We start from the raw sequence: 12,712 nt of genomic DNA, 5'->3' as shown, positions 1-12,712 counted from the left end.
AAAGGTTGTAATCTACTAGAAAATAATATGAGAGGGGTAATGAGGTTTGAAAAAAGTAGAAAAATAGAGCAGTTTATACAACTTTTTCGAACGGTAAACGACATTATTTTCGAGTTTTCAAAGAGTCATATTTTAAAGGTTTTGGCAGATATAGAGGTTTGCAAAGAATTCATGAAAGCAGCATAGAAAAAGGACTAAAGAAAAAAGGAAAAGAGCTTGCTAGTCAGAGAGTAATCGTAGAAAATGTTATTAAAAAGGTTTAAAATTTATTTACAGATCACTTTGATAGCTGGAATTTACAATCTGGAGTTGATGTTGTGAATTTTGAAAGAGGTCTAATATGTAGCAATATGATGATCATTGGTGTGTAAGGCTTGCTAGATACTACTGAACCTTGTGATAGCAGTTGATCTACAACAAGCATTCAAGATCATAAGGAGCTTTTGCAAGAATTACAGTATTAAAAATTTTTGCAGATCAATGATATTGCGGTAACCTTAAAAATCAAAGTTTATTGAAAATAATATGTCTATTATTTTATGAATACCATTATGTTACGTAAATTAGCTCGTTCTTAAGTTTGCAAAAAGGTTCTGACGCTATTAACGCAGTTTTAACTAGTACACGATATATTTGCAGATTATTATCAATAATTTCTAATATTTATTGTGCATAAAATATATTATAGAAACCTTATCGAGAATCCAATAAACTTAATTTTTTATTTTTCAACTCAAAGATTGAGTCTGCTTTTTGTGCTAAAAGATGGTTGTGAGTAACTACTACCATAGCAATCTCATGTTTTTTGGAATATAAGTGTAATAAAGAAAATATACAAGAAGCATTGGTTGGATCAAGGTTACCTGTAGGTTCATCTGCAAGCAAAATGCTTGGTGATTTGGCAAGGCTTCTTGCTATTGCAATCCTTTGTCTCTCTCCACCAGAGATTTCAGATATCATATAATGAGCTTTACTATGTAAGCCAATATCTTGCAAGATGTTATATGCATTTCTTTTAGCTTCAGTTTTGCTGCTTCCAGAAATTATTTGCGGAAGCATAACATTTTCTAATACTGATAATTCTTGTAACAGATGGTGAAATTGATAAATAAAACTAAGAGAGTTTCTTCTTATATATGTTCTTTCTTTATCGCTAGCTCTTGTACAATTCATTTTGTTAACCCAGATCTCCCCTGATGTTGGGGTACTAAGTAATCCTGCAATTTGTAATAATGTTGTTTTTCCTGACCCTGACACACCAATCAAAGCAACAAATTCACCTTTTCTGACATGTAGATTTATATCTTGTATAATAACTCGGTTATCATATCTTTTAGTTACAGAAAGTAAATTTAACATCAAGCCATCATTCATATTTTAACTTTATCTTGTAGAAATTATATACTCAATATCTACAAGATAAAGATTAATTGATGACTTCTTATATAAATTTGCAAATCTTGCTATAAATCACCAATTATCAATTTGTTTTGGGGTTCAATATGCCTCTTACATAACTCATATCCAGATTGTAAATTCCAGCTTGAACCTTGAAGCGAAACGTTTTCGTCTTCCTATGCAGCAATTTCATGAATTTTTTTGCAAACCTCTATATCTGCCAAAACCTTTAAAATATGACTCTTTGAAAACTCGAAAATAATGTCGTTTACCGTTCGAAAAAGTTGTATAAACTGCTCTATTTTTCTACTTGTATGTTATGCTTTTTCTTGAATAAAATCAATCTTTTCTGTTTGGGAATTTCCACGAGAGTCTCGGTTGCATCAAATTCCATGTAACAACTCTTTTCGGTCTGGCAACACAAAACTGGGTGCTTAGTAGTATCTTCTACCAATTTTACCGTTTTATATGCTGCACCTTCACTGATTCCATAGCTTTGCGTAATTATATCAGATATTCCATCAAAAGCAAGCGGTCTTCCCCCATAATTTGTTTGATTTTCCTCCTTTGGCCTTCTTTTTAGCTTCTACATCAATTAAAATCTCAGTCATTCTCTTACTTGAGCTTTACACCTGTTAATCGGCGAAATCTTTCGTCTCCCAACCTGCTTATTTTTTCAAACCTCATTACCCCTCTCATATTATTTTCTAGTAGATTACAACTTTTAGTATGGTTATGTAAGAGGTCTAGTGTAACTTAAAACCAAAAAACCACCCATATGAACGCGTCCAATTTTTGTAATTCCTTAAAAACCCTTGTTTCTCGAGATCCTATGGCAAACAATGACCGAAGTGACGTCAATATACGAAATTTTGATTATCTGCAAAACTACTGCAAAAGTAGTATCAGGTACCATAAAACCCTCGATTTTAAGGCGATAAATCTATGATAGAGTTTTGGAAACTCATTCTTGTCAAATATTTTAAGGTAATCTAAGTAAAATACTTAAAATTTTTATATGGAGATTGATAATATTATGGTGATACCTTCGATAGTTGTAATGCCTGGTGCTCTAATGGGTTTTACTACTTGATAGACTGAAAATTTTCATCAGCAATGCAACAAAAATCTTCTATTAAACAATGAAGTTCTGTAATACCTTTTTTCATTGGTAACTTCCTTTTTTATAATATCTTGGAGCTTACCATATTTTCTCACTTTTTCACTGTTTTCTAATCTGCAATTGGGTTTTTTAACACTTAAGCTTAAGTAATTAATTTTTCATATAGAAATTAAACATGCAGATTTTAATTTACTAGATGTTAATTATTGGCAATAATTAACAATGATATTTGCTCTGTACCTGTATGGTTTTTAATGCTTTATTTACAGTTTTACTTACAGTGCTAAGCTTTACCCAAAGTGTTGAAGGTAAAGTAAGCTTAAGCAAGAGACAGCCACCAGCATTTAATCCAGGTGGTACTAATTTTTATGAGGACGAGGAATTTGTAAAAGCATATGAACTATATAAAAAACGCAGAAATTCGCTAAAGAAGAAAAATTTACAAAATAAAATTGTGAATAAAAATAACTTACAAAACAAACCAAAACAACAGAAGAATAAAGCTGCTTTGCATCCTGCTTATAACAAAGAGAATGATTCAGAGAATGCAATGATAAATCAATATGGCATTGACATTGCACGCATCAAGGGTGCGCGCTTCATAGATACTACCAAAACAACAGAGCAGTTTACAAGAATAAAGGAAGGTTTTAATGACGATACAAAAGTAGAAGAAAAGAAAGTCAGAAAAATGATGTGCTCTTATGATTTTATAACAACTGATAAACAGGAAAATTCAGTGCAGAATGTTGAGCAAAATACAAAGATATCTTCATCTGATGAAGTTAGCTCTTTTGAAAGTGTAGTCGATAACGATTGATGAACAACTTAAATAATGCTATAAATCACATTTCTAGACATAAAACTCACACTGTAAAAGTGGGAAAAATAAAGATAGGTGGAGATAGTCCTATAGTGGTTCAGTCTATGGCACTTGGTGTACCTATAGAATCTCACAATATTAAAAGTTGTGCTAAGCAGTATGCAAAAGAAATAATAGAACTGCTACATGCAGGATCAGAGCTAGTGCGTATTGCTATCAACTCTAAAGAAATAGCAGAGTCAATACCGTATATAGTTGATGAAATTAGTAAAGAGGGTTTTGACAGCAAAGTACTTGTAGGTTGTGGGCAATATGAATTAGATAAATTAGTGCAAGATTACCAACATAATTTAAAAATGTTAGGTAAAATTAGAATTAACCCAGGTAATATAGGTTTTGGAAGCAAACGTGATAAGAAATTTGAGAGAGTAATAGAATATGCAGTAAAACATGATATTCCAATTAGGATTGGTGTAAATTGGGGAAGTCTTGATAAAATAATATTGCAAAAGTTAATGGATGAGAATGCTCTGGCACATTACCCAAAATCTTCAAATGAAATCTTACGAAAAGCACTCGTTACATCTGCTTTGGAAAGCGCAAGACAAGCTGAAAAAATTGGCTTGAATTCAGATAGGATTGTTATTTCATGTAAAGCAAGCAAAGTACAAGATCTAATTTTAGTCTATACTGAGCTTGCACAATCATCTAGTTATGCTTTGCACTTAGGCTTAACTGAAGCAGGTATGGGGACTAGAGGAGTAATCAATACAACAGCAGGGCTTAGTTATCTTTTACAAAATGGCATTGGTGATACTATTAGAGCTTCTTTGACTCAGCGTGCTGGTGAATCGCGTACTAGTGAAGTGATAGTATGTCAAGAAATATTACAATCTTTAGGCGTGCGTTATTTTACTCCGCAGGTTAATTCATGTCCTGGTTGTGGACGTACTAATAGTGATTATTATCGCACATTAACTGAGAAAGTAAATGATTATGTAAAAACTCATATGCCCATATGGAGAGATAAAAACCCAGGTGTAGAAAACATGAAAATTGCAGTAATGGGATGCATAGTAAATGGTCCTGGAGAAAGTAAACATGCAGACCTAGGAATTAGTTTACCAGGATATGGTGAAAAACCTGTTGCGGCGGTTTATGTTGGTGGTAAAAATTTTTGTACCCTGAAGGGTAATTATATTTTTGAAGAGTTTATAAAAATAGTAGATAATTATGTTTCTAATAACTATAAATAACTTCGAATTTATATCACAATATCAACCTCGGAGACATTTATGTAGTTTCAATACTTACTTTAACCAAAGGAAATGCCAGAAATATAAAGAAAAGTTAGAAAAGCTATGGCTATAACGAGTGGTCACTTTACAGAAATACTATTGAACATTCTTTTGATTAAATTTCTCTCCTTATCACGCTAATTTTGTATTAAGGGAAGAAGAAAGTATAGGAAATATAGAGGCTTTGGGTTTCATATTCTATGCAGCCGAAAAAGCCTTCTATTTCTAAGGTTTACTGTACAACTTAATCCATAACCGGGGTGGAAAATTCTTTGGTAACATCCTACATTGGCAAGCACTTTTTAGAACATATAATGCTTCATACAACAAATCATAAGCTTCTTGGTCTTGTTTTTTTACTATTTTCCAAAATTGCTATGATTTTTTCAAATTGTTTTGACTTACATCGCTTGGATAACTTTTTCGCATAGATATACCTATTTCTTAAATCTATTCTTATTTTACATACTCTATCCGAAATTCTTAACAGGTTCTTAGAATTACTAAAAAAGTATTGAGAAAGCAACTACAAATTAAAAAAAATTACTAAACTATGCTAAAAGCCTTTGACTTTATCAAAAGCAGTAACCCTACCTCGACTCCATGTTTATCAATAAATGAACCAATATCGTAATATTCACGAGCAGAAATACGCATATAATTGCAACGGTAAGAAGTGAAAATTTTAATTTTTCTGTTCTGGTTTGCTCTTTCCTACCACTGTTCTCTCCAACTAGTTTTTTTAAGACCAATTGCAGCAGAAGAGATTGGTTGTTGAGCGTTCTTTTGCTTGGTTAGAAAAGTCCAGTGGAAAAATTGCGAACGGATGCTAAATACTAGCCTACAGATTATCATTCTCTCTTGTTACGAAGATTCTAAACAGGCTCTTAAAGTCAATATACATGTTAACCATAGGTGCATGCGTAGTAATATTTTTTGATTGGAAAATATAATGTGAGTAATCATATTCAAATTCAAATCTCATATTATTGCCAATTATTCCAGCTGCTACTCCACCAGAAGGAACTGATGTCTCGATGCTACTCAATTCTACATTACCATGGAGTGCAATATAAGTATCATAAGCAAAGCAAAAACCTATAGAAAGAATATCATAGCAATAAAACCTTATGTAAAATTTTCATTTCTTTAACCTCTTTTGTTAATACCTATACTAATTATATTACCGTACTTTTATTGTGAATACAATCTTTAAACTCTTCTTCTTATAAGAAGCAACTCAATAGATGTAAAAATTTCATAGCTAATTAAAAACATTCGCGTATCATACAAACAAGTAAGAAAAGTTAGGTCAATTAAAGCTAATTTAAGGAAAATATGTGAAGTAGTATTATAAACAAATTTTAAATACTTTATGTGCTTTAAAAAGTTACTTTCATTTTTAAAACCGAAGAAAAAAACAGTAATACATGAAAATATCTGGCAAGATAGCTATTTTGAGTATGAACAAACTGTAAATAAATTTAATACTATTTTAAGTACATTAGAAAGTACTGATAGAGTTATTTCTTTAGAAGGATATAGTGGATTTGGTAAAACTTTTTTTCTAAAAAAATGGATCAAAACGCTAGAAAGTCAAAATGAGATTGCTGTTTATTACGATGCATGGGATATCTATTCATTAGAACAACCTTTAGTTTCTTTCTTAAATTTTTTGTTCGAGGACTTATTCGTTAAATATAAAATAAGAAAAAGTGCTATTACTCAATTAAAAAGCATTAACCAAGAATTATTCTCTTTAAATACTGTTAACAAACTAATCAGCAAGTCTCCTCTTGGTATGTTTTCTGTGCTTTTTGATGCAACAAAAGAAGCAGAAAAGAAAGACATAGGCTCTGTTCTACAAGACCTAAATAGCCTAAAAAGAAGAAAGGCAGGTATGCAAGATTTTCAAAACCAGTTTACAAAAATTGTGAATAAAATTAGAAATGGTAAAAATATTTATATAATGGTTGATAATTTAGATATATGCCGTCCTAAATTCATTGTAGATTTTTTAGAGGCCATAAAATATACATTAAATATTGAAGGAATAGTTGTTATTCTGGCTATAAGTAGAGATAAAAGTAACGTGTATAAGGCAATCAATACACTACTTGGAGCAAATTTTGATTTAAGTTTTTTTACTAATCTTTCATTATATTTATCAAAAGGTTCAGTAAATTTATTTATAAAAAAGCTTTTTGAAGATTCAGAATTACAAAAAAAATCCCTCAAGCCAATACTAGATAAATTCACTTTTTTTGCAAAAAATATGTCACTTTCACTAAAAACAATCGATTACTGCACTAAGAAGGTAAAATTATCTCTCTCAAACTATAGAAAAAAGGAATTACCTTTCATAGATTTATTTTTATTTTTAATCATACTACAAGTAACAAACAATAAAGTTTATGAAGAACTGTGGTCATCTTATAAAACAGCACTTGAAAAGATTGAGGATGAATATAAGATAATGGTACTAAATAATCAAGAGGAGTGGGAAATTCTTAAAAGTTTACTAAAGGGAGCCTTTGATACAACCATTGTTGTCTCAAATAAACATGAGACAACTGATAATAGGATTATATACCAAATAAAGAACATGATAGATTAAGTTTTGAGTTTGCACTATGTTTAAAAAAGCAGCATTAAAATCAAGTAAAGTTATTTTAAGTAATATGATAATAAGGGCTGTTTTATTTTTATTTTTTATGACAACCAATATTGCAACATCTTTTGCAGTTGACCCAATACTCTTAAATTGCATTGAGACTCCGAAAATACTCAAGCTTGATGACAAACCAACACAATTTAGTTTATCAAATAACCTAAGGCGCAAAACAGGAAGTCCAGAGAATATAGCAGGAGAACTCATACACATAGTTGGCAGAGTGACAGATGCATCTTGTTTACCAGTTCAAAATGCAGTTGTTTTTATGTGGCATAAAGGAAAACAAATTGATAATCTTTCTGGTAAATTTATTACAGATAATTTAGGATATTATCATTTCATTACCATAATGCCTGATATACATACTGGACAAGCGCCTTACATTAATTTTATTGTTCAGCATCCTGATTTTTTGAAGTTTACAACACAAATGTTTTTTGCAGATTATAACGATAAGAATTGTAACGATCCTGTTCTTAAGGATTTTCTTGAAAATGGACTAGCAAGTTTATTGATAGCACCAGTGTCGTATAGGAAACAAAATGTAAAAACTTACACATTTAATATTACTCTAGAAGGATATAATAAATACATTGCCAAAAGGTAGATATATGACTTTATTTTTTAGACTGATCATATTTCTAAAAAGTTTCTTGTAACGTAGTAATAATTTTAGTTAGGTATGCGTGTATTATTAATATTATTATTTGTTTTTACATCTCAACTATGTTATTGCAATACAATAGATGTTTTTGATGTACTCAGTCATGTTAAATATACAAACTATAATAAAAAAAGTTTTATCAAATTTTTAATAGAATGTAAGAAAAAAAAGTTGCCTGAGAACTTTGTCAAGCGTTTTAGTTTGAACTTAAATGGAGCAGATTTTAGCGGGTTATCTCTTAAAGATTCAGTTTTTGATGGAGCAAGTTTAATCGGGGCAGATTTTTCTGGTGCTAGTTTATCAGGTGTGTCTTTTCTAGGTGCAGACTTAAGTGGTGCTAATTTTTCTGGTGCTAACTTGAATAATGTTAATATGAAGAAAACAAATTTACGCTTTGCTAATTTATCTTCTGCTAAATTAACTAATGTGTTACTTGATGAATCTAATGCTAGTTATGCAGAATTTATTGGTTCTAATTTGTTAATGGTAAACATTGGTTACTTTACTGGTCTTTATACTAACTTTTCAAATGCAAAAATTAAATTTTCTACTCTTTCTAACTCAGACTTGAATCATGCATATTTTAACAATGTTGAAGCCGCCAATATCATTATACAGAACAGTAAACTAGATTATGCAGATTTATATGGCATAAATATATGTCAATCTAATATTCAATTTTCTTCACTTAAAGGTGCTAATATATACGGTTCTTACATAAAGGCATCAGATCTTACTGGTAGTGACATTAGTAATGCTAATTTAGCTTCTTCTTGTATAGTTGATAGTAATTTTAATAAAGCAATTTTGAATAATTCATATATCTCTTATACAAACGTGGAGTATTCAAACTTTCTAGATGCACAGCTAGATAATGCTAAATTAACCCATGCTTACATTGTTGAATCAACCATAAAGGATGCAAGTCTATACAATAGCGACTTTAGCTCCAGCAATTTAAACAAAGTTGTTCTTTCAGATGCTGATATTAGAAATGGAAAATTCTACAAAACTAAAATAACAGATTCTTATGTAATGAGTGCATTTCTCGATCATTCATCATTTGTTCATTCTAAATTAAGTAATGTAAACTTGTTTCTTGCTTCAATGTACAGTATGGAATTCAAAAATTCCCAAGTATACAATTCCCAATTCTCTAATTCTTACATGAACTCTAGTAAAGTATACGGCACAGCTTTTGTAGATCTACTTGCCAAAAATATCAACTTATCTAACTCAGAAATATTAAATAGCAGCTTTATTAATGGAAACTTCACATCATCTTTTTTACATGGAAATACTATAAAAAAAACTAGCTTCTTTAATAGCAATATGGATAATATAATTATTAGTAACACGCCTTTTCTCTCCTCTATTGTATATAAAGGATCGCTAGCAAATGCTAATCTTATGGATTCAAGATTTGATAATACAATTGTTATTGATAATGAAGGACAATATAAACTAAATGATTACTTAACTTCAAATAATGCTATAGTTTCACATAAAGATTTACAAGGAAGAGCAGATAAAAATAAAAAGCTAGAGGTAAATTATTCTGATTTTGAATTCAACAACCTAAACTTACAAGGCATAGATTTTAGTAATTCAATACTTGATAGAGTAAAATTTTTGAATGTAAATTTAAAACAAACAAATTTTGAAAATACAGAGTTACATTATAGTATTTTTGTCAACTCTCCCTTATTGGAAGCTAATTTCTTAAATGCTGATTTAAGTTATGCTAATTTCTTTCAATCTGACTTTAACAAAGCTATTGTGCAAAAGAATACAAGACTAAAAAATGTTGTGATCCGTGATTAGCATGCCTATACTATAAGTAGTATGAAAGAACAAATATTGGAAAGTGAAGGTATCTTATTAATACTCTCTTCTCCATCCGGAGCAGGAAAAACAACAATATCTCATAACTTACTAAAACAACATAATGATTTAGTAAAATCTATCTCTGTTACAACACGTGTACCACGCTTCGGAGAAATAGAGGGTAAAGATTATTTTTTTGTTACAGAAGAAAAGTTTTATAGTATGTGTAAGTCTGGAGATATGTTAGAGTATGCTAAAGTTTTTAATAATTTATATGGTATTCCTAAAGATTTTATAGAAGAAAATATAAAGAAAGGAATAAGTGTTTTACTAAATATAGATTGGCAAGGAGCATTTTACCTATCTAAAATTATAAAAAAAAATGTTGTAACTATTTTTATACTTCCCCCTTCAATGAGTGAATTAAAGATACGTTTAGATAATCGTAACAGTGATGAAGAGGATGTGATAAAACATAGATTGATTGAGGCTCAAAATGAAATAAAAAAGTGTTTCAAATATGATTACATAATTGTAAATTATGATATTAACAAAAGTACTACGGAAATAAGCTCAATATTAAATGCAGAAAAGTTAAAAACCAGAAGAAAAGCTAACTTAAAAAATTTCATTAACAATATACTAGTATCATAATTTATCACTAGTATTATATTCTCCTGGTTTATAAAAAGCTATTTTCATCATTAATGTCTTGTGATAAACTATGCACAACTTATTACATTGTAAATCGTTGGGTCAGCATTATGTCTTTCTACAACAATTTGTTCAAGTTTTAAGCTCGCACATTTTGCTTCTTTCTTATGACTTCCTCCAAGTACATCTACTTTCTGTCTACATATTTCTCCAATTATTTCTACATTAATTTCTCCGTGCTTATCTTTGATTTTTGTTGTAGTACATGGATAAATTAAATTAGTGCAGTTCGTTTTATTATAGTAACGCACTCCAAGACATAGTATTGATAATGCAAATAAACTTGCACCTACAATTATTGAGATTCCTAGATCAGTAGTAGGAAGCATTTTATAAAACATAGCAACGTTATTCACACCACCTGTAGCGTATAGTAACGAAGGAAGCATGATATTTGCAGTGATGAAAGCAGTTAATAATGCGGTAAATAGTGGTCTATCATTTATTATTGACTCTAATTTATTAGTTCTGCTTATTACTTTTTCATCGATATTAAAAAACTTTCTTTTTGACTCTAAAACGCTGAATGTAAAAGTTGAATAAGTGTTATTACTATATTTTAATAGCATACTTTTGATAAGTTTATCTTGCACTTCATCTTGTTGTATATAATCACATACTTCATTTAAAATTTGACTATTACTCTTTAAAACTTTACTATTATCCTTATCTTTAATTTCATGATAGTGAGATTTTTTTGCTGCGTGATATATACTTATAATAAATAATGCTAGCACTACAGAAGCAGTTATTGTAAGTAACTTAGGATTGCTTGTAATAAATGCAAAAAGTTTTTCTTTATCTTTTGAATATGCTAAACCTGCAAATATAGATGTACATAGCAAAATGCATGACCCACTAACTACAGGAATAATAAAGCCTTTTTGTTTTAAAGCATGCATCTCGCTTGGTATAAAAAAACTGCGTGACTTTTTTGTAACAATTGCTGGTTTATTTCTTGGAGGAACTAATGGAGCATCAGAATCTACTCCGCTATTTGTACTTAAATTTGAAAAAATACTATCACCACCTCCTTTGCATGTTTGACTAGTTGTATTGTATGTAGTATTATATTTGTTATTTTCCTTATTGACTTTTGCGTAAATAGGTGGCTCAGTAGTTACTGACGTTGTTGTTCCTATGCCAGAACTTCTTCTGCTCATAGTATCTTCTTTTTCATCTTCCTCTTCAAAATCACTATCATTTCCAAATGGATTAGTTCCTTTTTTATTGTTTATATCACTCATTTCAGTTTTATTTACTGAGTTATCACATGTGTTCTCTATCTCTTTTATAGGTTGAGAAAGAACTGTAGAAATATCACGTTGTGCATCTTCAGGTGACGGTGGTTGAGATTCCTCAATGCTTCCTGCGTTGGCAGCCCTTCGAGGTTTTACAGGTTGTGGTGTTTGCGAATTTGGAGTTAGCTCTGCATCATCAGTATTTGTTCGATTATGTGAATTAGGCAAAGATATACCCAGAGTGCTTTCATCGCTTCCACAAGAATGTTCTAGCTCTTTTGAATGAGCATGCAAATTATTACTCTGTTCTGAATTAGCCTTCACTTGTTGTGAAGCACTATTTTGTTGTGTTGTAAGCATGTTATTGCCTCCTGTGTTTGTTAAATTATTATTAGTAGTAAAAATAGGTGCTGTATTTTGTGACTTTCTTTTTCTTTGTGGTGGAGATGGAGCTTGTACTGAATGTTGATCAAGCAATGATTGAGTACTGTGTAAAAACTCACCTCCATTCATGTTTTTAAAAAAATTTAATACATTATTCTGTTTATGTAACTCACATTCTTTTTTAGAAGGGTGTGGTGTTGGTGGTCTATCATTACAATTAGCAAGAGGTTTTGAATGTTGATTTTTTGGAGCATTATCTACGGAAAAAACCACACTATTAGCATTTTCTGTACCCTCTAATCCTCTGACATATTCATCATATGCTTTCTCTACGTCTTTCGTCGAAAAATTTATTCGACCAATACCATCATCACTTATATGAATTGGTTTCAATGAAGACATTTCAGTAATATATTGGTGATTATTCACATGATTTGTGTTTTGTACACTAACCTTGATTATCGATAATTTTATTCTGACTGTACCAAGATGATTAATATGCATTGATTTCACAGAGAATATTTTTCCACCATATTCACAATCCTTTGCATAATCCGTGTTTTTTA

Annotated in this window: 8 protein-coding genes and 1 pseudogene; 6 read left to right on the top strand and 3 right to left on the bottom strand. The window is 30.3% G+C overall.

Annotation, left to right across the window (positions count from 1 at the left end; translation table 11 throughout):
• Positions 1 to 693: 693 nt before the first annotated feature.
• Together V6U76_RS01975 and V6U76_RS05675 are read right to left on the bottom strand one after the other, a co-directional pair.
• Positions 694 to 1,374 (bottom strand): ABC transporter ATP-binding protein, encoded by a 681-nt coding sequence (locus V6U76_RS01975; protein ID WP_333023345.1) that lies wholly within the window; start codon positions 1,372 to 1,374, stop codon positions 694 to 696.
• Positions 1,375 to 2,206: 832 nt separating this feature from the next.
• Positions 2,207 to 2,567, bottom strand: a pseudogene (locus tag V6U76_RS05675) (IS982 family transposase); the annotation flags it as partial.
• A gap of 198 nt (positions 2,568 to 2,765) precedes the next feature.
• Here V6U76_RS05675 and V6U76_RS01970 point away from each other — a divergent pair.
• From V6U76_RS01970 to gmk, 6 genes are all read left to right on the top strand, one after another.
• On the top strand, positions 2,766 to 3,341 hold the full coding sequence (locus V6U76_RS01970) for a TRP75-related protein (protein WP_333023344.1): 576 nt from the start codon (positions 2,766 to 2,768) through the stop codon (positions 3,339 to 3,341).
• Entirely contained in the window at positions 3,341 to 4,600 is a 1,260-nt protein-coding gene (gene ispG / locus V6U76_RS01965) for a flavodoxin-dependent (E)-4-hydroxy-3-methylbut-2-enyl-diphosphate synthase (protein WP_333023343.1), read from the top strand. Before V6U76_RS01970 ends, ispG begins: the two co-directional genes overlap by 1 nt.
• Before the next feature lie 1,417 nt (positions 4,601 to 6,017).
• Entirely contained in the window at positions 6,018 to 7,259 is a 1,242-nt protein-coding gene (locus tag V6U76_RS01960; RefSeq protein ID WP_333023342.1) for a KAP family P-loop NTPase fold protein, read from the top strand.
• A gap of 16 nt (positions 7,260 to 7,275) precedes the next feature.
• A complete protein-coding gene (locus tag V6U76_RS01955) occupies positions 7,276 to 7,923 on the top strand; it encodes a dioxygenase family protein (protein ID WP_458695390.1) in 648 nt (215 codons plus the stop codon).
• 75 nt (positions 7,924 to 7,998) lie between these two features.
• A complete protein-coding gene (locus V6U76_RS01950; protein ID WP_333023341.1) occupies positions 7,999 to 9,804 on the top strand; it encodes a pentapeptide repeat-containing protein in 1,806 nt (601 codons plus the stop codon).
• 21 nt (positions 9,805 to 9,825) lie between these two features.
• Complete coding sequence (gene gmk, locus V6U76_RS01945; RefSeq protein WP_333023340.1) at positions 9,826 to 10,461, top strand: guanylate kinase; 636 nt, start codon at positions 9,826 to 9,828, stop codon at positions 10,459 to 10,461.
• 68 nt (positions 10,462 to 10,529) lie between these two features.
• Here the strand turns inward: gmk and V6U76_RS01940 are convergent.
• Positions 10,530 to 12,712: hypothetical protein (locus tag V6U76_RS01940; protein WP_333023339.1), on the bottom strand; the 2,183-nt coding region annotated here is incomplete at its 5' end.

The sequence above is a fragment of the Wolbachia endosymbiont of Pentidionis agamae genome, assembly GCF_036711655.1.
GTDB lineage: Bacteria > Pseudomonadota > Alphaproteobacteria > Rickettsiales > Anaplasmataceae > JAZHPY01.
This window is presented reverse-complemented; position numbering and strand designations above follow the sequence as displayed.